We start from the raw sequence: 25,764 nt of genomic DNA, 5'->3' as shown, positions 1-25,764 counted from the left end.
TATCTATCATCATACATAGCATTAGGGGCAGCAGAGCAAATGACTGAGGTTGAGGTAGTAACCCATCTGAGCGTACGCACGGTGGGGGACGCGGACCGGTTGATGGAGCAGGTACGGCTCTCAGCCACCCGCGCCCACGATTGGATTGCGGCCCAGAAAGGCGATCCGCTCAACCTGCTGCGCCGGATGAAATTTGAGCCTATCGGTTTTCACCCTATTGAGCACCGCCCTCTCAACCTAATTGAACAGATAAACCAGACCTGGACCTATGCAGTTGCCATCGCGGCTGCGCGCCAGCTGCTCGTATTACACCCAAATGCCGGCGGCTTCCATCTTGCACCTGGCGCCCATGCCTCTCTTGATCTTGACATCATGAGTGAGGTCGAAGGCTTGGTTGGCGCCGAGACGTTTGCAGCAGTGACCCCACGCAACAATGGCAAGCTGGCGGGCGACCTCGCAAAGCTCGCTGCCCGACCCGAGCTCCACCGTTATGTGTTCTTCATGTCGCCCCTGTTTCCGGGGAACGAGCGCTGGCCGCAGTTCGAGAAGAATGGCATTCAGGTCTGGTCCGTCGATATCTAACCTTCTTACCATCTACGAACTGCTTCAGCGCATATTAGATTGAGCACAGCGACCATGAGGCAACCGAAGATCGCGCACTCTATCGAGCACTTCAACCACTCCTGAACTGCTCATCCTCGTTTTCTGCCGCTCCAAATTGCATCTATCTCCGCGTAATCCTGCTCAGCAGGTAGCGGCCTAGCCTTCGGCGGGTTCAACGAGTGTGCAACGTAGCTCGCTCCCAGAAGAACCGATCCTATGAGCGCAAGTGTCCCAGCCGTCATGTGGAGCATGCTGCGCTGGGCTAACAAGTTCAAATTCGCGATGCTTCCAAGCCCGCCACTGACCTCCAATGTGGTGTGTGCGATGGGAAAGAAAAAAGCAGCCGCCATGCCAAGTAGGCCAGCAACTAAGAACAGGTAGCCAAGCAGCTTCATAAACCCTTCCTCGGACGTCAGCGGCTCAAGATAGAACCTGAGAACAATACTGCCAAGCTAGGCCATTTAGCTTAGATCAGTATGCGTCCCCTCTAGGACCAAGCTTGACAGTACCGCGGCATTTGTTACATTTACGGCAACCCACGTTGGCATAAATGTAATGCGCTCGGTGCAACAGGTTGCACCGCAGGAGAGGACATGGCGAGCGGCAAATTCGTGGCCTATTTCCGTGTCAGCACCGTTCGTCAGGGCCAAAGCGGCCTCGGCTTAGAGGCGCAACAGGAAGCTGTGCGGACTTACCTGAGCAGGAATGATGGGAGTCTGGTGGCTGAGGTGATTGAGATTGAAAGCGGAAAGCGCTCGGACCGCCCGAAGCTTACCGAGGCTCTGCGTCTATGCCGTTTACATGGAGCCACCCTTATCATCGCCAAACTCGACCGGCTCGCTCGCAACGTTGCGTTCATTTCAAACCTAATGGATAGCGGCGTCGATTTCGTTGCTGTGGACTTCCCACAGGCCAACCGCCTTACGGTCCATATCCTAGCGGCTGTTGCGGAACACGAACGGGAGATGATAGCGGTTCGCACGAAGGCAGCACTCAAGGCAGCTAAAGCTCGCGGGACTAAGCTCGGAGGAGACCGTGGCAACTTCGCTACGGTCCGAGCTAAAGGCCCTCCTATGAGTATTGCAGTACGCTCGGCTAGAGCAGACAAGCGAGCTGCTGATCTAGTTCCCATAATCCGAGAGCTTCAGGCCGCTGGAGCTTCGCTCCGCACTGTTGCAGCTACATTAACCGAACGTGGTATCCAGACCCCTCGTAGAGGCGGGAGCTGGAGCGCTGCGCAAGTCGCACGAGTACTAGCGCGGCCCGGACAAAACACCAACAACGCAAGCTAACCTAAATCTCGAAGGAAACACGAACATGGATATTACCCCAAGTCGCATTTTCAATGGCTTCACAAGTAGCCGCCGGGTCGAGCATGGCGCAGAAATAACATTTATAGATGCACCCCAACCCTGGAGAGACGGGGATATGGTTGTGGTCGAGTTTCCGTCTAATGAGCAGACGAACCTTATTGTGACTGAGCATGAGGGAGCATTGCGCTTTAGCTGGCGCTATCGGGACAGCGCATACTATCTTATTGACCTTGATAAAGTGGATGACAGAACTTTTCGGGTGCGTTTGCAGCCTCAGCACATCGAAATCCAAGAGTGGGATGATGAGCGCGATGCGAATGCATCCTGAGCCGTCCGTGACTTATCCTCCCCGAATGGGTTGAAATCGATCGCACAGCATGTGTCATGCCACACCGGAACCGCGTCAACCCATTCGGCGAGTTTGAAGAAAGCCCAGCTCGAGGCCTGCTCATGGGTAATCGGGGTATTTTGCATGACGAGACAGGGCGACTGGGGCAAGCGCGCTGGAGACACCAGCACTGGATCATATGCCAGCTGCATTACAGAAAGCGCCGTCGTACCATTTTTGCTCCTGATCAATACAGTGAGCTATTCTTCCTCGACGAAGCAACGGCGCTGGCCGCCGGGCATCGGCCCTGTGCCGAGTGCCGACGTTCAGCTTATCAGCGGTTCAAGCAAGCGTGGATAGAAGGCAATGGGCTCGCGCAAGAGGGGCCATTGCCATCGAAAGCCATTGACGTCGCGCTGCATCGGTCAAGGGTTGACCAAGAGCGTCGATGCACAACAGCATCAGCTCTTCCCGATGGAGCTATGATCGCCCTTCCTGATACTCCGAATATTCCTTGGTTAATCTGGCGGGGCGCGCGGTACCGCTGGTCTCATGAGGGTTACCAGGAGCGAAAGCCCATCTCTGGGACTGAGATTGCGATGATTTTAACACCCTCACCTACTGTGCAGACCCTTGCTGCGGGGTATACACCGCTCACTCACCCATCTGCCGATACATGCAACACATCATGAAGCCCCCTCCCCACCCACACTCGAATAGTGCTACTAAGTAGGCTCTGGCCAACGGTTGTGGCGCTCCGGTAGTTTTCCGCCGCGCCAAATCACGCGGTGTAAAAAATAGACGGAATTAAAATGCAGCGCCGCCCAACGACACAGGATATCTCTTGGCTCCTTGATCTTGATCGCAACAAGCAGCTGGATCTCAACCCGCCCTACCAACGAAAGAGTGTTTGGACGCCAAGTGATCAAAAATTCTTCCTGGACACGATCTTCCGGAACTATCCAAGTCCCGCAATATTCTTACATAAGACGATTGATGAGAGCGGCAAGACAACTTATCACGTCGTAGATGGTAAACAGCGGACACAGACCATACTCGAATTCGTCAACGACAGAATTCGGATCGGCAGCGACTTTGGTGATATTCGATTAGACGGGAAGAAATGGTCTGACCTGACCTCGGAGCCAGACCTGCGTCGTCAGTTTTGGAACTATCAGCTAACGGTCGAGCTCATCGATTTCGATGAAATTAGTCTTGTGAACCAAGTTTTTGATCGGCTCAATCGCAATGCTAGACGCCTCACGAACCAAGAGCTCCGTCACGCGAAATTCGGCGGCTGGTTCGCTCAAGAAGCAGAGCGCGAGGCAATCCAAGATGAATGGCGTGAATTAGGCGTTGTAACAGCCGCTCGATCCAAGCGAATGGCGGATGTGCAGTTCATCTCGGAGCTTATGCTTGTTGTGATCGAAAACCGAATGCACGGTTTTGATCAAGATGCGCTTGACGCTGCATATGCTCAGTACGACTCACTTTCTGAGCTTGAAGCCGAATTCGACCTTGAGGACTTCACGGCACGTTTCGAGCGTGCGCGGCGCTATCTAAGTGACATGGCCCGAGTCGATGCGAACGTAGCTAGGTTCTCCCGAGCACTTGGAAATGTCTACTCACTCTGGAGTCTTGTCGTCCTCGAAACAAATCTCCCAGAACCAGCGGTTCTCGCAGATAGGTACACGGCGTTCATGCGGAAGGTTGAGACCCTTTCTGCACAAGATAACATTGTAGACTTCATGCAGGGCGCGTCCGAGGAATATGCAGATGCACTCCGCTATCTTAACGCGCTGCGCGGTGCGAATACGGATTTGACGCCACGGACCGAGCGTTTTGAGGCCCTTCGGCGGGCACTTCTCAATCAACAATGAAGATCCCTGCATCCCTCCGAGCAATCTACGCAGAGCGTAGGCCTATTTACGCTCGTCTAAAAGCAGAGGTCGACCAACGCGTTATCGGCTGGCGAGACCCACGTTGGCACTATGAGAGCCGTGTCAAAGGTGAAGAGAGTTTCGCTTTGAAAATCGAAACTGGACGTGTGCCAGTCCCCGGTGAGTTAGAGGATTTCTTCGCTGCAACTCTGGTTGTGCCTAACCTCCTGGCATTGAGCCAGGCAGAGGATCTGGTGTGCCAACAGTTTGAGCTCCGCTCTCGGCGCCCTAAGAATAGGGACATAACTCATAAAACCCCCGACAGCTTTCCATTTGATGATTTACGGCTCTATGTGGCTGTGCGGTCAGATACGCGCTACCCAGAGACAGGTATTGAAGGGATCACCTTCGAGGTTCAAATCAAGACCTTTCTGCAGCATGCTTGGTCTATTGCAACCCACGACCTCATATATAAGAGCGAAGGGGTCGAATGGCCGACTGACCGCATTGCCTACCAAGTCAAGGCTATGCTCGAGCATGCTGAAGTTTCGATTGCGGAGGCAGTTCCTCTTGCAAAGAACAGCGTGTTGTCAAAGACCACGTTGGACATCCTTCGTATAAAGAAGTTCGCTACAATTATCCGCCAATTCTGGGGCGATGCTGCTCCCAAAGACATGCGAAGATTGGCTCTTAATATTGCTGAATTATGTAAGCTCATCGAGCTTCCACCGAAAAAGCTGGAGCAGCATCTGAGAGAGTATGTAAAACAGCGTGGGGGAGAGCCGCCCTCGAACTTGTCGCCATATCTTGGCATAATCGAATGCCTCCTTATCCACGAGACTGAGCGTATGAGAGCTTTTCTGGCCCAGCCGCCGGATCGCGAGAACCCACGCCGTGTCTTGGTGACAAGTGAGATAGATCTTCCCGCCGGTCTCGACCTGGACACGCTTCCTCGAGCGATCCTCGTTAAAGATCTAGGAATCTAGGGCTACCTGTGAACTGAAGCCTTCATGGCAAATTTCCTTGGGACAGGACAAAGGCATAGGTAGCCACCCGCGCAGGTAAAGCTAAATTGCATGGATGAACCAGCTCAACCAACGTGCTTTCATTGATAGCGGCATTCAACTGCCCAGCAACCTCGCCGACCAAGTTGGGGCGGAGTATGCTGCGGCAGTGACCGCTGACCATCGCAAGAACCATGGGTTGTACTTAACTCCACCTGCGGTAGCGCGATTCATGGGCGCTTTAATCGGCGACCATGGAGAGACCATCAAGATCCTCGATCCAGCCGCAGGAGCTGGGATCCTCCTTTGTGCTGCCGTTGAGGCGCTTGTGTCTTCTGGGCGACCGCGTCAAATCGCGATTACAGCTTACGAAGTTGACCCTGCTCTTGCCAGCAAGCTGCAAACTATCCTGGCAGCATTGGAACACTGGGCCGCTGAGCAGGAAGTTCAACTCACATTTAACGTGCATGTATCCGACTTCATACTTGCAAATGCCGATAGGCTTGAGCAGCTCGGAGGGCTCTTCACCGCTAAGACGGAGGATTCCTATGACGTTGTCATTTCTAATCCTCCCTACTTCAAACTTAGTAAGGCAGATCCCCGAGCTCAGGCAGCGTTAAGCGTAGTGCATGGCCAACCCAATATCTATGGGCTGTTTATGGCGATTGGAGCAACGCTGCTCAAACCAGGCGGCGACTTCGTGTTCATCACACCTCGAAGCTTTGCCTCTGGTCCTTACTTTCGTGCATTTCGCGAACGTTTTTTTGCCGTGATCCGCCCGGATTTGATGCACGTCTTCGGTTCACGCCGCGATGCATTCTCACGTGATGAGGTATTGCAAGAAAATGTTATCTTACATGGATTAAGGGAAGACAATTGGACTACAGGCAAGGTTCACATCAGCACCAGCGCTGGAGTTGCCGATCTCGAAAGCCGTGAGACACGCACTGTCGCCATGACCGAGGTCTTGGACCTCACCTCAAAGGACCGGGTCCTGCGGATGCCGGCGACCCAGACTGATGAGAACATCATGCGCCTAGTCGATGCGTGGCCGGGCTCACTTCAAGCTTATAAGTGGAAGATATCGACTGGACCTGTTGTCCCATTCCGAGCTCGAGAGGTTCAGAGTATGGAGGGTGGGCCAGAATACCTACCGCTGCTCTGGATGAACCATGTCCACCCAATGCGGGTCACTTGGCCAATTTCTCGACGGAAGCCTGAGTACATCCACAATACATCAACATCTCAGCGGATCCTTGTGCCAAACGCAAACTATGTTCTGTTGCGTCGCTTCTCCGCAAAGGAAGAAAAGCGCCGGCTAGTGGCAGCGCCATACCTCGCCCGCGATTTTGACTGTTCTATGGTCGGCATTGAGAACCATCTTAACTACATCCATAAACCAGGTGGCTCGCTCACGGAGGATGAGGCCCTTGGGATTGCCGCTCTACTGAACTCCAGCCTTCTTGATACTTGGTTTCGAGCGGTGAACGGCAATACTCAAGTCTCGGCGACAGAGATCCGATCTATGCCGCTGCCTGCACTTGATGTGATCGTGCGAATTGGCCAACAAGCACAAACCTTAAATGATCTTGACGGGATTGATACCCTTGTTGCGAAGGAGGTACGAGTTCGTGGCTAGTGTTGAAGAGGCGCAAGAGATTCTGCGCACTCTTGGGCTCCCACCTGCCCAGCAGAACCAAATGTCCGGCTACACGCTCCTTGCGCTCTGTGTGCTGGGGCCTAACGATCCTTGGGTCAGTGCTACGCGTACGGCACGAACTGTCACTAAAGGTGTGATGGATTATGTGCGCGATACGTTCGCCAAGGAGTACGCTCCTAACACTCGCGAGACCTTCCGGCGCCAGGTGCTGCATCAATTCGTTCAAGCCCGCATTGCGGACTATAATCCATTCGAGCCGAACCTACCAACGAACTCGCCCCGAGCACACTATGCGCTGACTGAGGATGCCCTGGCAGTCATCCGTACATACGGCACGAGCGAATGGGCGAAGGCCTCCGCACACTTTGTTGCGTCAGTCGGGGCTCTTGCGGAGATCTATGCCAAGAAGCGAAACATGGAGCGGATCCCCGTGCGCCTGCCTGATGGAAAGGAGCTGCGCCTCTCTCCCGGCAAGCACAACCAGGTCCAGCGAGCCATTGTGGAAGATTTCGCTCCGCGCTTTGCTCCGGGATCTCAAGTGCTGTATCTGGGTGACACCGAGAACAAAGACCTGCACCGAGACGACTCAGGCTTTGCAAGCCTCGGGGTTACACTAACTGAACACGACAAGCTGCCGGATGTCGTCCTCTACGATAGGAACCGCAATTGGCTATTCCTAATTGAGGCAGTCACATCGCATGGACCAGTCTCGCCGAAGCGCGTCTTCGAGATAGAGAAAATGTTGTCTAAGTGTCCCGCAGGCCCTGTCTATGTCAGCGCATTCCCAAATTTTGCTGAGTTCAAACGCTGGATAGCGGAGATTGCTTGGGAGACGGAAGTCTGGATCGCTGAGATGCCGGATCACATGATCCACTACAACGGCGACCGCTTCCTTGGGCCGCGGTCTTGATGGAGTAGTTTTACTGGGACACCATCAACCTGAGACGTGCAACAAGTTGCACCGTTGCTATTCATTCTCCTCGCGCGCCGGAGATAATGCTCGCATTGTGAGGACACCAATCCGCTCCGGGAAATCGATTTCTCTCGGATCACCAACCTCTCCATTGGTGGGCAGGTGGAAGGCGACATCAGCCAGCCAGGCTATAAAGCGCTGAACGCCCGCTCGCTGATCGAGTGCCAAACTCCACGCCTCAATGTCGGCTCGTTCCTCCGGGCTAAGTTGGTCCAGCGTCACTCCACTCGCAAGGCGCATTAGCGTCTGTTCGCGCGCTTGCAGTGACAGCCCAGCGACGTTGCCAGCAGCTACGGCCGCAGTCCTAACGAGCTCCTCGCGATCCAACGATCCGAGCGTTCTTAGATTATCGAGCAGCCCATCGCGCTCTGAGCCGCCCAGGACGCCGAACGCGATAAGCACAGGGCCGGCTACAGCCAAATAATCCTGCTCAGCGGTTTTAGCCACTACTGGACCTAGCGAGTGAAGCCTCTGGTTGGCCACACGATCCAAGAGCCCCCAGGCCGCAGCCTGCGCACGGGGGCGGTACTCGGATGCCCCTTGTAACCCAGGGCTCCCAAGGGCAGCGATCAAGGTCGTAACGATGCGCTCGTCTTCTTGCTCGGAGAGTGCGGATAACGCGGCGCATTCAACGAGAGGATCGGCCGAGGTGGTCTCTGCTGCCCGCAGCAGGGCGTCTACCGCTCTGGTCGGCAGCTCGCCATAGGCACCTAAAGCATTAGCTGCAGCGCGAGCCACGCTGAACTTCGACCAAGACGAATTGGGTGAAGATGCGAAATGGCTGCTGAAGTTGCGTTGATCCTCCAGCAGCTTAATCAAGGTGTCGATCGCCTCAGGCCATCGGTGCTCTTTCATTAAGTTAGCCCAGGCAAGCCGGACGTCGGCGCTGTGGTCTTCAGCAGCAACAAGCAATTCAGTGCGGTCACCCGGATCCGCATTGGCCACCAGAGCACGAAGCGCTTTCCGGCGTACAGAATACCGCTTATGTGTGAGCGCCCCACGCAACATCGCTGGGACAGAGGCGTCGTCTTTGATCAGCACCGCGAGTACCGCAGCCTCTCCATCGTTTGCATCACCGGTTGCGAGCAGGCGCTGTACTATTGCTGCTACTTCCAGACCTGTGGCTGCTGCCAGACAAACGAGTGGGCCCGCGACGTCGGTAGAGACGGTCGTTAGGATCGAACCAAGAAGGGTCCGTCCAGAAGGCGACAGAGCTGATGCGGCGCCCGCGATCTCATCTCCAGCTAGCACCGCCAAGAGCGCGCGTGCGACCTCGCACTCAGCTTCGGTAAAAGTACTCGCCAACTGCTCGGCGCGAGCGCGGCGCGCGGCGCGCCCGAGATCGCCATTGGGATCACTATCCAGCTTGGCACTCATTACATCGTGCACGAGCTCGAACCGGCGTTCGGGGGGAACCCGAGCGGCGACTGCGATCAGCTGCGGGGTGGGATCAGCGCTAGTGCCACTATTCAGCGCCGCGATCTCGATCAGCAGGCGCCGCGTTCCAGCGTCTTCCAGGTCGGGACGGGCCAGCTCGTCCTCCAAGATGTCGCTAAGCTCCGGGTTCCAGTGCTGCTGCACCGCCCACCAAGCGTGTCCTCTAGTCCACGCGTCCGAGGCCTCCAGAAGCAGCCGAAGTTCAGCCACGTCTGGTGTACGATGGCTGTGACCGATCAGATTGGACAGGGCGTAGGCCAGCAGACGTCGGGTTGGATGCTGGGCCATCCAAGCAACCCCTTCCCGCACCCGCCTGAGCTGCACTACTGCCTTCATCCCCTCTCGAGCATTGTGATACTGCTCGCTCGGCTCATCGATAGCTTGATCGGCGATATCAGCATCAACAGCATGTTCCTCCGCCTCATAGATATCGTGTGCGAAGTTCTGCATCCAGGTGTCGGCTTCAGCTTCCGAACGCGCGAAGCGGGCGATCGCGCGCTCATAGTCAGGCGCTTCACCAGCCAAGGCGCCGGCAACGATGGACTTGATGTTCCCATTGGGGCCACTGGGCCCAGCGATGATGTCGAGTGCGTCCCAGAAGGCAGAGTGCAGATCAGGAGCGAGATCGCCCAATAGGGATACGAGGCCCGGGTCGAAGTCTCGTTGCGTGAACGGCAGCACCTCGCGAATGAACCGCTCTATAAGTGGCTTCGTTCGGGTATCCTCCCGGAGAGCTGCGATATCCTCTGCGCTTAATGTCGGCGGATACCAGCGATCTAGAAACACAATCCTCTCCGTCGCCGGCTCACCTTCGATAAGCACACGGGCAAGGCGGCTAGGCAGGTGCTCAGCCGAGCCGTAGCGTGCGAGATCCTGCAACGCTCGTTCGAAATCGAAGTGCTGACCGGCTCCCGACACTACGGCCTCAAGATGGGCGTCGATACAAGCTTGCGTCCTAGGCGTAAGCGTAAGTTCAATGCCCTCGAGCTTTGCGACTACGCGCAGGATCGCCAGTCCAGTTTCAACGCCCCAGTCACCTCCTGCGGCAGCATCCCAGCCAGCGAGCACGTCGACGACAGTTGAGAGGACGCTTTCAGCATCCCGCGCTCGGCGCATGAAAGTCATACGAAGCCCATCTTCCACCCGTGGGTGGTAGAAAGCGAGTGCAGCGCCGTCCTGACGGATATTGCGGCCTGCGACGAGGAAGTCGAGCAAACCCTCAACGTCTGGCCGCAGTGATGGGTCAACCGAGCGGAGGCGGCGGACAAGCTTCGGGAACACCTCGCGCGCAACTGCACCACGGGCGCTCAGCAAAGCCCAGATGATGGCTGCGCTCGTTGCACCATCGTCACCCCAGGGCGTTATCTGCTCGGCAATGACTCTGGAGATTGCACCGATCTGCGAGTCCGCAATGATCTCATCGACCTTACGCGGACTCCTGGCGTCCTCACGGCTTAGGGCCACGAGAAACCGGTTCACTTCGTAGGGGCGGGTTAGAGCCTTCAGCGCTCGGTCACGATACCTGCGGGCGAGCGTTTGAGCGTGACCTGACAAGTCGCCGGCGATCCCGTCGTAGATCTTGGCCAGGCGCTCTGGTCCGTAGTCCTCGATCTCGATCGTGACAAGATAGGGCTGGAGGTCCTTCACCAGTTCGGGACCGGCACTCCGCAGAACGTCCGACCGCGACGTGATGAGAAACTTCCGACCGGGCCCGGCGCTATCGAGGAGCTTAGGCAGCTCCCCACTCCACCGATCCGCGCCCGGCGTTAACCGGTTGCCTCCCCACGGATCACGCAGGTGAAATAGTATCGGGTCCGACCGCGTGAGGTAGTGGCGGACATAACCGGGACCATTTTCCTCGCCCACGATATCGAAAGGCGGGTCAGCTCGGCGTAGGTCCAGTTCGAGGATATCTGCAGTGAGTGTCTTCCCCGTCCCCGATGGACCCGAGATCACGACAGCATGTGCATCATCTAGCCGCCGTTTGATCTCGTCAAATGAACGTGGTCGGACGTAATGGTCCATGGCCCGCGTCGGCGCCACGGAGCCACCATGACGGACCAGCACTTCCAGTAGCTCAGCATATGTCCAGCGTCCTGCCGCATGCCCGCGGATACGCTTGCGAACCTCGTCACGCAGATCACTGACGCAGGCCCTATGTTTTGATGATGGGATATGTCCGTGACGGGAAAGCAGATTGCCAATCCGCGCCTCGAGCACCTCTAGGGTGACCCCAGTGCAGAGCAAAATCCGCGGTGCGAGCGAGGCCTGTGCAACAGCATCGTATCCTTCGCGCGCATACGGGGGTAGCTCATCGACCTCCGGAAAATCGAATAGGTGCTGTCCTTCGTGTGCCCGGAGAGCATCAGCCGAAGCTTCATTTGTAACAAAGACATAACGCCGCCGCGGCTCGCCCTCGAGCATCGCTAGCGGGCGCGTCCGCTTACTCCCCGTTCCGCTCTCCTCGTCCGTCTGCTTTCCTAACAGCACGTCAGCGATGGCGGGGCTCGTCCATGGCGCGCCCGACCGCGTTTTGGCCTGGAGGACGAGGTCAAAGCTTTCACCTTGGGTCGTGAGGCCAAGCAACGCGGTTGCAGGGTCCCGCACGGCCGCCTCCAAATCCTCATCCGATCGAGGCTCTATAGACACGTACTCGGTCGCGTTCTTCGCCAGCATTAGCTCGAGAGCGACCCAAATCGTTACATCGATCTGGTACTCGTATCCCGCATAGCCGGGATTGCCAGGCCGGCGCCTGGATCGCGCTGGTGCGCCGCCGGCCGTTGCTGTGCGGCGCTTCTTACGAGGCTCGGTGTCCGGCTTTGCCTTACGCCTATCCGCCACGGCCGGTCACCTTTAGGATCATATGTACGAACGCGAACATGCGGATGAACAGGTAATCGATCTGCTCAGAGGATGTTAGGGCTTCCTGGCTCATCTCGGAATGTCGGATCCTGAACGTGTTGCCGATTGCCGTGAGTGCGGTTGCCTCCTTGCCCAGCTCGTCGCGAAACTTCGATCCGGGGGCTGCGACCCGATTTAGGAGTGTGTCAGCCTGCACCCGCTTGCTCGGGCCTGGTTCAAGCGTCTTCAGTCGTTCGAACGCGTCCCAGAGCTTCTCTAGTGCGTCCTGCCGGTCCTCGAGCTTTGGTGAGATAATCCGTCGACGCGCCACCTCCAGCAGCCGGTCTGCTTCGGCATCGCCTGTATAGAAACGTGCCCAGCCGAGCGCCTCGGCGACAGGCTGCGGCAGCAGGCGACGCGCCTGCCCCTCCGAAGTGAGCTCGTACGCCACACCGTTGCGCGCAAAGAGCAGGTTCACGTCCGCGACGAACCGCGCGAGGCCTGCCGCTCGGTCCCAGCTCAGGTGATAGTGGCGAAAAAAGGGGTGATAGCCGCCCTGGATAGGCTCGCCGACCGCAGCAGCACAAAACTCCAACAAATCAAGGATAATCGGTGTGGCAGGCGGGGTTACGGCCGAGAGTGGCCACTCGACCCAGGGCACTTCCGCAGCCAGCACTCGGCGAAACATCTGCTGATCGCACCCGCATGGGTTATTGCCATCGGGACACTGTTCGGGGAAGCGCTGGCCGAACGATCCATCGCTGATCCGGATTTGGATTAAGCTATAGAGACCGCCCCACAATCGCTCGTCAATGACGTCAATGGTTTGTGGGCGCGCTCCATACTCGCGATCGGTGAAATAGCTGGACATTTAACCTGTCTTAGGAGTTCAGTCGTTTTAGCGTGACCTTAGACTATCGTGTGGGCATTTGCACGATCGTAAGCGGTCCTCAGTGCACTGCTCTCGTGCAAAGTCTGTAGGCCCATTGTGAGACCTAAAGTCAGACCGGCCTTGGCAAACGGTTCAAGTTAAGAATTTCGCCACAGGTCCGCTTCAATCTGTCGAGCAGACATTCAGAAATTGTTGATATCTGTAGCGGTTGACAGGGCAGTCACAAGCTCGGCCATTTGGTACACCAACGCGGTACACTAGAGACCAGACGAAGTGAGGCAACTTATTGAAAAACTTATCTTTTCTAAGATAAGGTTCCCTTCCCCTCAGCTCCACCAAGTCCTCATTCGTCCGAAGTCTAACAAGACAATCCATGGTTTGCGCGCCATGGTTTGCGCGGACGCCTGAATCCGCGCCATCCCCCGGAAGCTTGCCCGGCCTGAAGAGCACTTGAGTCTCCCGCCGGGGGCGCTTGCAGGATCGGCGGCCGCTTCCTTCCCGACAGGCGACCCTGTGCCCCCAGCGCGAACAACCCCGGCTACAGGATGGATTGGTCCCATCCGCCATAGTGCTCCCGGCTGCGGGCCCCACGCGGCAGGCTGAGTCCAGCCAGGGCAAGTCCCGCGGAGAGATCGGCGATCAAGGCGATGGGGGTGCCGCCATCGAGCAGGAACGGTGAGGCTGCGACCCAGAGCCCGAGCGGCACGTTCAGAAGCCGCACCGTCCGCGCCACCTCGGCCCAGGCCGTGACGGCGATGACAATGGCAACGCAGCCTGCGGTGTGATCGCTGAAATACAGAGGCGGCTCGACGCCAAGGAGCAGGCGTGTGCAGAGCAGGTAAGCCCCGATCAACGTGCAGCCGACCAGTGTCCAGGGATAGGTGGCGCCACCCCTGAAGAAGTCCTTGAGGATCTGGCTCACCGGCATGGCGAGGCCCTGCACGGGATCGCGCTTCTCCGCGAGCACCGGCCCGCCGAAGATCAGGCTGCGCCAGACGGAGCGGCCGACCCTCCGGCTCCGCCACAGATACTGCACCGTCGCGAACACCTCGTCGACCGAATACGGGATCAGCAGCACCGTGATCGCCGCCTGCAGGAGGCAGAGAGTGCAGAGCGCGCCGATGATTGTGGGCTGAATGATGATGAAGCCGACGCTGACCGCTCCGAGCGGCACGATGAGCAGCCCGAACAGCAGCACCAGCCAGGGCATCGTGCGCCAGCGCCGCTGATCGCCGATGATGCCGGTCAGGATGTCGAGGATGTAGGTGACCGCTCCCAGACCGGCATCGGCGATGGGAAAGCCTTTCGATATGCTCGACGTGACGACCGCCTCGGTGCCGTTTCGGCCTCCGCCGCGACCGGAGAAGAACGGATCCCAAAGGCCGTCGATGTGCCCGAGCTGGAAGGCGCCGAGATAGCGTGAGACGAACAGGCCGGTAAAGGCCAGCGCCACGATGGGCACGCGCTGCACGTAGGACGAGGGTGAGTAGGACCAGCCGAGGGGCACGTCCGCAGGCGAGGCCAGGGCCTCGCGGCTGAGGCCGGCCTGTGGCGGCACCATGACCGCAAACACGATCACGAGCGTGCCGATCAGCGTATCGACCGCATAGGCCGCGGCACTCGTCGTCCAGAACACCAGCGGAGCGAACAGCAGCCAGACGCCCACCAGGGCAACGACCCATGGCACCCAGGAGCGGGGTCGGGCGAGGGCGAGGCACGACAGGCCGATCACCGCAATCCCGCTCGCCATCTCGCTCCAGGCCAGCCTTGCGTTGCGCAGTTCAGGCGGCGGGAGCTCGTGCCCGGCAGCGGGGGGCACCGGCACCGGGCCGACCGGGTCGAAGAGCCCGTAGGCGAACGGGCCCGCCAGCAGCCACAGGCCCAGGGCGATGTTGGCGAGATGCGCCCACAACGTGGCCGCGTGCTCCTGCGCAAGGGCCGTGTCGACAGCCTGCATCGCGGGATGGTCGGAAGGCGGCTGCCGCGCGACCACTTCCTGCAGCTCCTCCTGCGCGCCCGCGACCACGGCCGGATTGAGCTTGTTGTCCTGGTACCAGTCCGTCGGATCGGCCTTGAGGGCTGTGATCATGGCGGGCAGCGTTGCCAGCAGAGAGCGGCGTGGCGACCAGCCCAGAAGCGTGCGGGCGCGGCCGATGTCGAGCTCATAGTGATCGTCGGCGATCTCGACCATCCAGGGCCGGATGAAGGGATCGTGCGCCAGCACCTCCTCCTGCACCCAGGCCCCGGCCTCGACCAGGGGCTTGGGCAGCGCCACCACCGGCCAAGGCTCGCCATGCACGAGTTCGCCGATGCGCCGCTGCAGGGTTCTGTAGCTGGGCGTCTCGGTCTCCCCGAGGAGGAACGTGACCTCGGCCGGCAGATCCCCGCGCCGGTTCACCACGCGCTCGACCGCATCGACGAGATCGTCGAGATGCAGCGAAGGCTGGCCGTGGGACGGGTCACCGGCGAACAGGTAGCTGGTGGGCTGACGCTCGTAGATGCGGGCGATCTGCTGGGCCAGGAAGGCCGAGCGGCAGCGCTCGTCATAGACCCCGGCCGGCCGCAGGATCACGGCCGGAATCGGGCCGCGTTCGGCCAGGACCAGCCGTTCCGTCTCGACCTTCGACTGCGGGTAGGCCCATTTGGGTTCGAGCGGCCAATCCTCGGTGATCGGCCGTCCCGGCTGGGTGGGAGCGTGAACGAGCATCGTGCTGGCGAACACGAATTGCTCGACCCGGTCGAATCCACGCTGCAGGCCCTGCAGGAGGCGACGGGTGCCCTCCACCGTCACGCTCCGGTACTTGGGATCCGCCTCACCGGAGAGGTCGTAATACGCCGCCAGGTGGATCACCGAAGTCAGATGAGCACCGAACCGGCGGCGGATCTCCGACAGGGCATCGCGCACATGGTCGTCGGAGGTCAGGTCGACCGGAACCGTATCGACCCCCTCTACGGGTTTCTTCGGCTGGACGGTATCGAGCCCGACGACCCGGTGGCGCCGCGCCAGGCGTGCAGCCATGGCCTGCCCCAGGAAACCGCTCGATCCGGTGACCAGGACGAGAGAACGCGGCATCAGGCCCTCCTTGCGACAGCCCGACGGGAACCCTCACTCGGCGGTGTCATCGTGGGCGCAGGTCTGCTCCAGATAGGCTGCAAGATCATAGCCCCCGAGGAGTTCCCCGGGCCGGATCGTCCGGTCGACCTCCATGGTGACGCTCTGTCCCCCGCCGAGCGTCAACATGCTCTGCCTGATGCAGGTCCAGGATCCGTCGACGTTTCTTCGGAACGCGTCGCAAAGGTCTGGCGTCATGGCTCTCCTCCCGCAAGGTCGAGGGCCCTCGTCGCCGCGGCTGCAGGCCCGTTCACAATCTTCTTGGTGGACGACGGCCCGCGGTCAAGAGTGCCCAGGATCTTGCGCTGCCGAAGGCTTACCCGCAGCGAAGGCCGGTCACGGTGTCGGCGCGGTCCACTTCGACGTTCAGCCGGGTGGAATCCAGGTCCATCGTGTAGGCACCCCCGGGCTCGATCTTGCGGATTTCGCGGGCGCCCGCTGCGCGGCGGGCCCTTTCCGCAAGCTCCGGAGAGTATGGCTGCCCGACCACTGAGTGAGCCCTGCTCGCGGTGCATGCCTGTTGGACCGGAGCGGTGGCGGGTTGGGCAAGCCCGGGGATGGAGGCAATCGTGAACAGCCCAGACGTAACGAGAGCCGGTATACCGCGGCTGAGGCACGGAGTTCGATCGCTGTGGAATCGCACGGCCGCCTCCGTCGGGCCTATCGGGATCACCAAGATGAACGGCGAATGCGGCCAATTCGAGAAACGGGCCATTGTCCAGTCCTTCACGTGCCCCCGTCAACCCGAGAGTCTTGATCCCGATGACGGGGCGCCTTCAGGCATCCTTGACCGTCTCTCTGCCCTCGTCGGATCCACACGAGCCCCCTCGAGTCCGTTTCACGGCGGCCCGGGAGAAATTGCCGCACAAGCCGATTGCGGATCTCGGCGACGGTTGCCAGCATCAGGGCGCTGCCCGCTGTCAGGCCCACAAATTCGGGGAAGATATGGACAAGGGGATTTTCGTCGGGGATTTCACCGACGAGGGTATGATGAAGCTGGTGAGCCATGGCAGCCGCCATGCCCAGGAAAGCCCCCAGGCAGGCCGCGCTGGTCCTGCTCCAATGCCTTTTGGGAGCATGCTTCATCGAATCCGGCCGCCTTAAGCGACGGGGTGCCAGCCATCATCCGACGAAGGATGATCGCAGCCCCCACGGGCCTCAGTACCGATAGCTCGACCGATAGCCGCCACGGCACTTGACCTCTTCCTTGTACTCGCCGCTCTTCTCCAGCTTGCGTTCGTATTTGCAGCGGCCGTCGTCATATTCCTGCTTGAAAGCCTGGCGCTCACGGCGGGGACGCTCACGGCCATAGCCGGCCCCCGGGCCAGGGTCGTCGTAGCCGCGCTCGTAACCGCCCCGCCAGCGGCCCTTGCCGCTTTCATCCTTCCAGGGATCGGCGGCGGCGCTGCCCGCCCACCCGGCCGGGATCAGGCTCAATGCGGCAATCCATCCAGGCTTCTTCCCAAGAATTTTCATGAGGCAGCTCCTGACGCTCTCGATGAGCGAACGTGGCGGATCCGGAGAGATTGCCCTATCGGGGCCCGCCTGAACCTGACCCGAACGGCAATCCGCCTCTCACGTCCGATGCTCGAGCCATGTCCTGGGCAGCGGCGGCCGGGCTCTCGATCTGGCACGCTTGGCCCGGGCACAAGGCGGCCCGCCCGGCGCAACGCAAATCGCCGATCCGGGTTGTACAGGCGTAGCAGTAGAAAGCCGCGGATCGTGACGACACCCACCCCAGCTTCGGATGAGCCTTCCGGACCCAAGCCGCAGAGGGATATCCTGTCGTTGGCGGAGCCTGCGCCGCGCCCCGCCCCGTCCCGCCTCGAACGATGGAAGGCTCGGGTGGCGCCGTCGGGACTGAAGGCCGCCATGGAAGGCAGGCGGCTCGCCGGGACGGTCGCGGCCCGGAGCCGCCTCGCCGCTGCGGCGAGCACCCGCCTGGCTCGGGCCGCGGCAGGCCGCACGGCGGCGGCACTCGGGCCGCTGCGCGGACCGATCATTCAGGGCGCGAAGCGTACCGGCAGGGGCGTGCGCCGCGTCCTGTCCCGCATCCGGCTGCGTCACCTCCTCATCGTCACCGGCAGCTTCGCCGTCCTGCTGGCCCTGATCGTCGGCTACAGCATCGCCACCCTGCCGCTGGACGGGGGCCTGCAGGTCGACCCGACCCCGAGCGCCCTCGTCGTCGAGGCGGACAACGGCGAGACCTTCGCCACCCGCGGCGTCTTCAAGGGCGCCAAGGTCACGGCGGCGGACGTGCCGGTGCATCTCGCCCAGGCCGTCGTGGCCATCGAGGACCGCCGCTTCTACGGCCATCTCGGCGTCGATCCCTGGGGCATCCTGCGGGCGGCCTGGCGCAACTGGCAGGCCGGCGGCACCCGGGAGGGCGGCAGCACCATCACCCAGCAGCTGGCGCGCCTGATGTTCCTGTCGCCCGACCAGAACCTGCGACGCAAGATCCAGGAAGCAATCATCGCCCTCTGGCTGGAGAGCCAGCTCAGCAAGGAGGAGATCCTGCTGCGCTACCTGAACACGGCCTATTTCGGCGCCGGCGCTTACGGCGTCGATGCGGCGGCCCAGCGCTACTTTGCCAAGCCCACGAAGGAGCTGTCGCTCTCCGAGGCCGCCATGCTCGCCGGTCTCGTCCGTGCTCCCTCCCAGCTCGCCCCGACCCGCAATCTCGGAGGGGCGAAGGAGCGGGCCGACACCGTCCTCCAGGCCATGGTGGAGACCGGGGCGATCACGGCCGAGCAGGCGGAGGCGGCTCGGGACGAGCCGATCAACCTGCGCACGCCCCCAGAGACCCCGCCCGGCACCAACTACTTCGTCGATACCATGGCCGCCGACGTGCGCCGTCTGCTCGGCGGATCCCCGGGCGACCTGACCCTGCGCACCACCCTCGATCTGGAATTGCAGCGGCTGGCGGAAGGCATCATCGAACGCCGGCTCGACGCCGAGGGGCGGCAGAAGAACGTCTCGCAGGCGGCCCTGGTCGCGCTTTCGCCCGATGGGGCCATCCGGGCCCTCGTCGGCGGGCGCGACTACGAGGCGAGCCAGTTCAACCGCGCCACTCAGGCGCGGCGGCAGGCCGGATCCCTGTTCAAGCTGTTCGTGTATCTCGCCGCCCTGCAGAAGGGCTACGATCCCCGGTCCGTCGTGGTCGACCGCCCGACCCAGATCGGCGACTGGGAGCCGCAGAACGCGAACGGCCGTTTCCGCGGACCGGTGAGCCTTCGCAACGCCTTCGCGCAATCCATCAACACCGTCGCGGCCCAACTGGCTGATGAGGTCGGCATCCCGGCGGTGATCGAAACCGCCAAGCGCCTGGGCGTACATTCCGAGTTGCCTGCGGTGCCGAGCCTGGCGCTCGGGTCCGCCGAGGTGACCCTGCTGGAGATGACCCGCGCCTATGCGGCGGTGGCCACCGGCAACCTGTCTCTTGAACCCTACACGATCCGCTCGATCCAGGGTTCAACCCAGCAGGCCCTGTTCACTCGCCCGGGCAGCGCTCCCCGGAACGAGGGCTTTGGCGAGAGCCGGGCGGCGATGCTCGACCTCCTTCAAGCGGTGGTGCGGGAGGGGACAGGCAAGGCGGCGCGTCTTCCGAACGTGCCGGCGGGCGGCAAGACCGGCACCACGCAAGAGTACCGCGACGCCTGGTTCATCGGCTTCACGCCGGATCTGATCGTCGGCGTCTGGGTCGGCAACGATGACAACGCGCCGACGAACAAGGTGGTGGGCGGCGACCTGCCGGCGGAGATCTGGCGCGACTTCATCAGCCGGGCCGCTCCGCTGCTCGCCAGGGGCAAGCCTCGGACGCCGACGGAGCAGGTGGCGCCTGCCGATCCAGGCGACGCGGCCCCGGCCGCCTCGGGCGCCGCCATCCTGCGCGGGGTCCCGGAGGTCGTGGACACGGGAACCTTGGCCATCCGCGGCACCATGGTCCGCCTGGAGGGCATTCAGGGCGAGCGGGGGAACATGGCCCGGCAACTCGCCCGGTTCCTGCGGCGGCGGGAGATTGTCTGCGCCCCGGGCGCTACGCCGGGCATGCAGCGCTGCCGGATCGGCAGGCATGATCTCTCGGCGATCATCCTGGCCGCCGGCGGCGGGCGGGCGACGCCGGATGCATCCGAGGAGCTGCTGGCCGCCGAGGATCAGGCCCGCTCAGCCCGCCTGGGGGTGTGGCGGAGGCGCCGCTGAGGCGAAGAGCAATGTCGCCTCAGCAAGGAGCAGGGCGGCAAGACCACTCACGTCATCCGATCCGACAGCGTCGTTCCAAGTGCAGAGATGCGCGAGCCGGAACCGGCCCGGAGGCGGCCCGACCCTTGCGCCTGCGCGATACTGCGCCGCGTGTCATCGCCCGGGAACCTTAGGCACCGTCCTCGAATTAACCTCGGTTAAAAAAATCAAAACCTGGTCCCCTGCGGACCGAACTCAAGGGACAAGCGCCCTCAAAGGTCAGTAACACGTCACCGCCAGATGAATGGGTCGGCGGGCGTACAAGATTGCCCGCCAGACGTGAGTCCCGCGTAACGTATTCAGTTCAGTCGACATATCAGTGTCACGGCATGTGGTCCAAGCTGCGGAGCCTGGGACCGTTTCTTTGATGATTTTTGCGAGGAACAATGATGAACGGACGGTTCAGCCAAACCCCACCCGACAAGGCGAACGAGCTCTTCGACAAGCTCCTCGCGGCGTCCGACAACGCGATCAAAACCCGTGAGCGACTGTTCGCGGACCTGAAGGAGGAGCTGGAACTGCTGGCCACCTTGCAGGAGGAACACCTCTTTCCTGTGCTGAGACGGCACGGGATGGACGATCTCCTGCGGGAGGCCATCAGCGACAATCAGGAAACGGCCGCGCTCCTGTCCGAACTGGACCGCATGCCCAAGAACGGTGCGGAGTTCATCGGCCGGGTGTCAGAGCTGCGGAGGGTGTTTCAGCAGCACATTCGCGACGACAGGAAGGAACTGCTTCCCGCGGTGCTCAAAGTCCTGAGCGACGAGGAAGCCAACGCCATAGTCGAAACGGTGGAAGATGAAATGGCAAGCATCGACGAGATGAAGCGCGCCGACAGCCGACAAGCCCGTGAGCAAGGTGAAGCCGTGCAGCGGGTGACCGGGGACGTGGCCGACACGCTGCAGGCTGGCGTGAAGAGCGCCCAGACCATGGTTCAAGCCCTGCAGGAGGTAGTCCAGACCGGCTTCGGCACGTTCTCGGAGCTCACTCGCCGCTCGACGGGTCAAGGCTTTCAGGCGGCGGGTCGATCCGACGGGGTCGCCCTGGGGCTGAGCGAGGAGGCGGCACACAACCTCCGGGCTGTGGCCCAGTCCGGCACCGCCTTGGCCCGCGGCCTGCAGGAAGTCTCGCGCGAAGTGGTCGACCGCAGCCAGAAGCGCCTGCAGCGTAACCTCGACGGCCTGCAGTCGCTCGCCCGTTGCCGCTCGGTGACCGATCTCATCGAGGTGCAAAGCTCGCTCCTGCGCGACAACCTGGAGCTGACGGTCGAGAACAGCCGGCGCATCGCCGAGCTCACGATCCAGATGGCCGAGGACGCCACCCGCACCGTATCCGTGCAGGCAGAGAAGACCGCCGAGCGGGTCCGCGGCGCAGCCTAGCCATCGTGTAAGACAGTGGGGCCGGTTTTGCGCTTCGAACGATGCGCTCTTGGAAGAGTGGAGCTTCGGGCCCAAAAGCGGGTCCGATGCTCTAAATGCCGGGTGGCGGCGCTCCTTCAACCATGAGACAGGACGGTTCCCGGCCGCTGCTCCTGGTGGAGTCAGGATGCCGAATGGAACAGATTGAAGCCGTTGGCCCCCGAGGAGGTCTGCGCCGCGTGGACGTCAAAACCTGACGGCGTCCCAATGTCGAGCGAACGATCGTACTCCCGGTCCTCCGCAGAGACGAAGCTCGGTGACATTCCTCACGCTGTTCTGATTGACCCACGCTCGTAGCAACGCATGCGGCAGGAGTGTGGATCATAGACGAGGAGGGTCTCCGTCGGAGGCCAGACCCGGAACGGCCCTGACCGCAATGCGTTGATCTTGAAAATGATTTCTCATCAGGAGCAATGCCATGGATCAAGATCGCATCGAAGGTAGCGCCAAAACGCTCGGCGGACGTGTGAAGGAATTCTTCGGGCGCATGTTCGGTGACACGAAGCTGCGCAGCGAAGGCAAGATGGATCAGGCCGAAGGCAAGATCCAGAACACGGCCGGTGGATTGAAGGACAGTCTGCGCGACGACGGCCGGCGCAATCCATGAGTGACACGGCGTGGGCGCCTGCTGGTGAGCCTGGTCGGGACGTCGGCAGCGGCCGGACGGGCGGCACTCGGGTGGAACAACGCCGCCTGTGCCGCTTGCCCCGGAGAAGCAGGCCGCGATCAAGCCGACATGCGGCGGGAGAAGCCGCCTGAGGTGGAGACTGGCGGCCCCTTGAGGTCGTGCCGGAGAGCGTAGGGCCGTGAGGCCTTCCGTAGGACAGCATGGGCGAAGTGCCGGAAACCACGAGCTACAAATTCCTGCTCACCGGCAAGACCATGGCCGCGGTCGACCTGGAAAACCGTAAGGTAATCCAGGTCGTTCAAAACTGACGAACGGATTGTCCGGCAACTCGGCTCCGTCTGCCGCGCAGGCCTGCTGCTCCCGGGCCGGGCGAGCAAGCCCGCGGACCATCGTTGTGTGATCCATGCGAAGTGAACCTGCAGGATTGTGATCGGCAGCTTACGGGTCCCGCATGATCCACTCGGCAGGTCGGTCCCCGATCGATCGTCGCTCACAGGCCAACCGCCTCCGCAATGGTGTGGGGCTGCGCCCTCGTCCAGATTCCTCGGCCTTCCGAAGCTGCGGCATCGAGCCCTGGCACATGGAGGGCGGCTTGGAGGGCGGCTTGGAGCGCGGCTTGCCGGAATGCCGGAACCACCAGACGCGACACCGGCAGGAACTCCTCAGCCCATGCCCGAGCCACTGCGCTGATCGAGCACGTACAGCAGGACGAGCCCGGCGACGTAGAGCACGATGGCGGCCAGCGAGTCGTAGCCCATACGGGCGACGGTCCTGTCCCTGCGCTCTAGAAGGCCGACGACGAAGACACCGGTCAGAGCCAGGCCGACAAGGGCCGCGACGGACTCGAAGGCGCCCGCCTGAGCGAGGACAGGGCCTCCGGGATAGGCGAGATCAGCCAAGAAGATGAGAGCGATGTTGAACAGGTTGGTGCCGAAGATGTCGCCAACCGCCATCTCGTAGCGACGGATCCGGACCGCCGCGATGATGGAGCTCAGTTCCGGCAGCGACGTCGCAAAGCCCACCAGCACAAGGCCGACGAGGCTTGCGCCCAGCCCGGTCTGCTTCGCGATGGCGTCGCCCGTCTGGGAGAGCAGGAAGCCGGCGCCGAGGATCACGACCCCGACGATGATCGTCTTGATGACGAGCGTGCGCAGGGACTGTTTTTGCCCCTGGCTCTCATTCTGTTCATCGTCGCCTGGCACATCGCCTGTGTCCGGCTCATCGTCGATGGCCGTCCACACGTGCCGGCGCTCGTAGCCTGAGGACAGCCACAGGGACGCAAAGCACAGAACGATCAGGACCGTCGAGCCCAACCCCACACCGGCAACGGGGACATCGCGCGCCAGGACGACCGCGGCAACGGCGGCCATGAGCATCATGCCGAGCGTGCCCTGCAGGAGGGTCGCCGGCTTGCCGATCACCGATGTGAGGGCATTGCGGCCCAATACGGCGTCAGCAATCGCCAGAAGCAGGATGTTGATCGATGCGCTGCCGAGGAGATTATTGACGGCAAGCGGCGCATTGCCGGTCCAGGACGCCGTGGTGACGGTGGCGATCTCCGGCAGGGACGTGATCCCGCCCAGCAGCAGCATGCCCGTGAAGGCCTGCCCGATGCCGGTCCGGCCCGCAATCCCGTCGACATAGAGGGCCAGGCGGCTGCCGGCCAGCCAGACGATGACGGCACTCGCGGCAAAGATCCCGCCGTTGAGCCAGATCGAGAGATTGTCGAAGGCCAAAGTATCCTCTCCGTTCGGAGCGATGCTCCGCCTGCGAAGCCTCTCCGGTTGCAACACGCGAGGACGACGGCGACGTCTGCTGAGGAGAGCCGATACTGCTGAAGGCTGGGCCCGCTCGGGCGAAGAACAGCCGGCAAACCTGCAGGAACTGTTCTTGATCCTCGCACTTAACCACCGGATACCGCATGCGTTCCAGCGGACCGCGTCTGGCTGGCAGCTTTGGCACGCTCATGAAGGGTTGGTTTTCCGGCTCGCCGGAACACCGCATTGCGCCGGAACCCTGGCCTCGCACCCGGGTTCCCTTGGGGAGCGCGCGACCATCGGTTGCGTGCAGAGCAACCCATCTGCCCAAAGGCGGGCGGGTCGGAGCATTCGAACGCAAGCAGCCCTGAGAATGCCGGGGAGACGCCCATGACCGACACAACCGTAACGAAAGTGAGCAGCGCCCACTCTCCCAAGGGCGACCAGGGCGAGGTCTACCTCGCCTCGGGCAAGCGCGTTTCCATGCGGCTTTGGCGCGACGAGGAGCCGACGCAGGACAAACCCTCGCACAAGCACGGGTATGAGGTCGTCGGCTACGTGATCGCAGGACGGGCCGAGTTGGAGATCGAGGGGCAGACGATCCGGCTGGAGCCCGGGGACTCCTGGATGGTTCCGGCTGGGGCCGAACACACCTACCGGATCCTGGAGACCTTCACCGCCGTCGAGGCCACGGCTCCGCCGGCCCAAGTGCACGGCCGTGAGCAGACCTGAGCCAAACGGCTGGAGCCATGAGGAACCCGGTGGCCGCGCTTCCCGGACGCCATGATTCCTGCTGGGTTGCAACAGCCCCGAAGGCAAGCTTTCCCGCGCTTGGCTGGCGCGCAGGACTGCGATGTTCTATGCCGAGGCCCATCGCGTCGCCGTCGAACGGATCCGCACCTGGATCGAGACGCCGGCATCGCCTGCGACTACGAGCGCAAGGCGGCCTAAGCCTATACGTGTGACCCGCACCGGATGGATGAGATCCGTCAGGAGACCGAGGCGGCCCGGATCCCGGACCCCGAGGCGCAGGCTCTCGACCGCCCCCTGCCCTTCCCGACGGCCGGGGCTCTCTGCTTCCATGACCAGGCCCCGTTCAATCCGGCCCGTTATCTGATGGCTCTCGCCAAAGCGGTCGAGGCTCGGGGCAGCCGGATCTTTGAGCAGAGCCGGGCCACGTCATTCGACCAGGACGATCGATGGCGTGTCGGGACCAGGCATGGGACGATCAGGGCAGCCTGGGTGGTCACCGCCACCAGCATGACGGTGAAGAGCCCTGTTGGTGATGCCAACCGCACACAGCCCCGCAGCCATGTGGCCATGGCATTGCGCCTTGAGGACCCCGGCGCCGTCGATGGCATGTTCATCGGCATCGACGACCCAACGCACTCAATCCGGACAGGCCGGGATGAGGATGGGCCTTTGCTGATCACGTTGGGCCCCGCTTCAACATGGGCCAGGATGGTGATGTCGTCCGGCCTTCCGTGGGCTGGAGCACTGGACCCGGACGAACTTTCCCCTCCGGGAGGCGGATCATGGTCCCGCGCGTGAGCGGCTGCCGCCGAAGTCGATCTGCCGGTCTGCTCAAGGGCGGCCATTCTCGGCCGAACCTCGTGATGTGGATAGCGGTTGCCCCGGTAGACAGCGAACGTTGCCTACGTGCCCCTTTCTCTGCCGAA

The 25,764-nt window shown here is 61.5% G+C and carries 20 protein-coding genes; 12 read left to right on the top strand and 8 right to left on the bottom strand.

What is annotated here, in order from left to right:
• The first annotated feature begins 39 nt into the window (after positions 1–39).
• Positions 40–582, top strand: a complete 543-nt coding sequence (locus GR328_RS06905; protein ID WP_160883794.1) for a hypothetical protein — start codon at positions 40–42, stop codon at positions 580–582.
• A gap of 110 nt (positions 583–692) precedes the next feature.
• Here GR328_RS06905 and GR328_RS06900 read toward each other — a convergent pair whose 3' ends face one another.
• Positions 693–998, bottom strand: a complete 306-nt coding sequence (locus GR328_RS06900; protein WP_160883793.1) for a hypothetical protein — start codon at positions 996–998, stop codon at positions 693–695.
• A gap of 198 nt (positions 999–1,196) precedes the next feature.
• Here GR328_RS06900 and GR328_RS06895 point away from each other — a divergent pair, with 198 nt between their 5' ends.
• From GR328_RS06895 to GR328_RS06870, 6 genes are all read left to right on the top strand, one after another.
• Positions 1,197–1,895 (top strand): recombinase family protein, encoded by a 699-nt coding sequence (locus GR328_RS06895; RefSeq protein ID WP_160883792.1) that lies wholly within the window; start codon positions 1,197–1,199, stop codon positions 1,893–1,895.
• A gap of 25 nt (positions 1,896–1,920) precedes the next feature.
• Positions 1,921–2,244 (top strand): hypothetical protein, encoded by a 324-nt coding sequence (locus tag GR328_RS06890; RefSeq protein ID WP_160883791.1) that lies wholly within the window; start codon positions 1,921–1,923, stop codon positions 2,242–2,244.
• An 812-nt stretch (positions 2,245–3,056) separates the two neighbouring features.
• Positions 3,057–4,124: a DUF262 domain-containing protein gene (locus GR328_RS06885; protein ID WP_160883790.1), complete on the top strand. Its 1,068-nt coding sequence runs from the start codon at positions 3,057–3,059 to the stop codon at positions 4,122–4,124.
• A complete protein-coding gene (locus tag GR328_RS06880; RefSeq protein ID WP_281351920.1) occupies positions 4,121–5,110 on the top strand; it encodes a hypothetical protein in 990 nt (329 codons plus the stop codon). The genes GR328_RS06885 and GR328_RS06880 overlap by 4 nt, the downstream gene beginning before the upstream one ends.
• A 94-nt stretch (positions 5,111–5,204) precedes the next feature.
• Positions 5,205–6,767, top strand: coding sequence for an Eco57I restriction-modification methylase domain-containing protein (locus tag GR328_RS06875; RefSeq protein WP_160883788.1), 1,563 nt, complete (start codon positions 5,205–5,207; stop codon positions 6,765–6,767).
• Positions 6,712–7,698, top strand: a complete 987-nt coding sequence (locus GR328_RS06870) for a BsuBI/PstI family type II restriction endonuclease (RefSeq protein WP_246215738.1) — start codon at positions 6,712–6,714, stop codon at positions 7,696–7,698. Before GR328_RS06875 ends, GR328_RS06870 begins: the two co-directional genes overlap by 56 nt.
• 57 nt (positions 7,699–7,755) lie before the next feature.
• Here GR328_RS06870 and GR328_RS06865 read toward each other — a convergent pair whose 3' ends face one another.
• From GR328_RS06865 to GR328_RS06840, 6 genes are all read right to left on the bottom strand, one after another.
• Positions 7,756–11,874 (bottom strand): nSTAND3 domain-containing NTPase, encoded by a 4,119-nt coding sequence (locus GR328_RS06865; protein WP_205789807.1) that lies wholly within the window; start codon positions 11,872–11,874, stop codon positions 7,756–7,758.
• A gap of 154 nt (positions 11,875–12,028) precedes the next feature.
• Entirely contained in the window at positions 12,029–12,910 is an 882-nt protein-coding gene (locus tag GR328_RS06860; RefSeq protein ID WP_160883785.1) for a hypothetical protein, read from the bottom strand.
• 559 nt (positions 12,911–13,469) lie between these two features.
• Positions 13,470–16,004 (bottom strand): NAD-dependent epimerase/dehydratase family protein, encoded by a 2,535-nt coding sequence (locus tag GR328_RS06855; RefSeq protein WP_160883784.1) that lies wholly within the window; start codon positions 16,002–16,004, stop codon positions 13,470–13,472.
• Between the two features lie 33 nt (positions 16,005–16,037).
• Positions 16,038–16,241, bottom strand: a complete 204-nt coding sequence (locus GR328_RS06850; protein ID WP_160883783.1) for a hypothetical protein — start codon at positions 16,239–16,241, stop codon at positions 16,038–16,040.
• A 118-nt stretch (positions 16,242–16,359) separates the two neighbouring features.
• A complete protein-coding gene (locus GR328_RS27205) occupies positions 16,360–16,758 on the bottom strand; it encodes an I78 family peptidase inhibitor (RefSeq protein ID WP_246215737.1) in 399 nt (132 codons plus the stop codon).
• Between the two features lie 443 nt (positions 16,759–17,201).
• Complete coding sequence (locus GR328_RS06840; protein WP_160883781.1) at positions 17,202–17,519, bottom strand: hypothetical protein; 318 nt, start codon at positions 17,517–17,519, stop codon at positions 17,202–17,204.
• A 312-nt stretch (positions 17,520–17,831) separates the two neighbouring features.
• Here GR328_RS06840 and GR328_RS06835 point away from each other — a divergent pair, with 312 nt between their 5' ends.
• The 3 genes from GR328_RS06835 (at position 17,832) to GR328_RS06825 (ending at position 22,307) form a co-directional block, all read left to right on the top strand.
• On the top strand, positions 17,832–20,243 hold the full coding sequence (locus GR328_RS06835; RefSeq protein ID WP_246215736.1) for a PBP1A family penicillin-binding protein: 2,412 nt from the start codon (positions 17,832–17,834) through the stop codon (positions 20,241–20,243).
• 428 nt (positions 20,244–20,671) lie between these two features.
• Positions 20,672–21,661, top strand: coding sequence for a phasin family protein (locus tag GR328_RS06830; RefSeq protein ID WP_160883779.1), 990 nt, complete (start codon positions 20,672–20,674; stop codon positions 21,659–21,661).
• Positions 21,662–22,118: 457 nt separating this feature from the next.
• A complete protein-coding gene (locus GR328_RS06825; RefSeq protein ID WP_160883778.1) occupies positions 22,119–22,307 on the top strand; it encodes a CsbD family protein in 189 nt (62 codons plus the stop codon).
• Positions 22,308–22,990: 683 nt separating this feature from the next.
• On the opposite strand, the gene GR328_RS06820 is transcribed toward GR328_RS06825, so the two are convergent.
• Positions 22,991–24,064 (bottom strand): sodium:calcium antiporter, encoded by a 1,074-nt coding sequence (locus GR328_RS06820; protein WP_160883777.1) that lies wholly within the window; start codon positions 24,062–24,064, stop codon positions 22,991–22,993.
• Between the two features lie 411 nt (positions 24,065–24,475).
• Between GR328_RS06820 and GR328_RS06815 the strand changes: the two genes are divergently transcribed.
• Together GR328_RS06815 and GR328_RS27200 are read left to right on the top strand one after the other, a co-directional pair.
• The gene (locus GR328_RS06815; RefSeq protein WP_160883776.1) at positions 24,476–24,817 is read left to right on the top strand and encodes a cupin domain-containing protein; all 342 of its coding nucleotides are present in this window, start codon (positions 24,476–24,478) and stop codon (positions 24,815–24,817) included.
• A 243-nt stretch (positions 24,818–25,060) separates the two neighbouring features.
• Positions 25,061–25,636 (top strand): FAD-dependent oxidoreductase, encoded by a 576-nt coding sequence (locus GR328_RS27200; protein WP_246215735.1) that lies wholly within the window; start codon positions 25,061–25,063, stop codon positions 25,634–25,636.
• Positions 25,637–25,764 lie beyond the last annotated feature (128 nt).

Origin of the sequence: Microvirga makkahensis, assembly GCF_009830105.1 — a bacterium.
GTDB lineage: Bacteria > Pseudomonadota > Alphaproteobacteria > Rhizobiales > Beijerinckiaceae > Microvirga > Microvirga makkahensis.
Note: the sequence above shows the minus strand (reverse complement) of the source record. Positions and strands in the feature narration are given on the sequence as shown.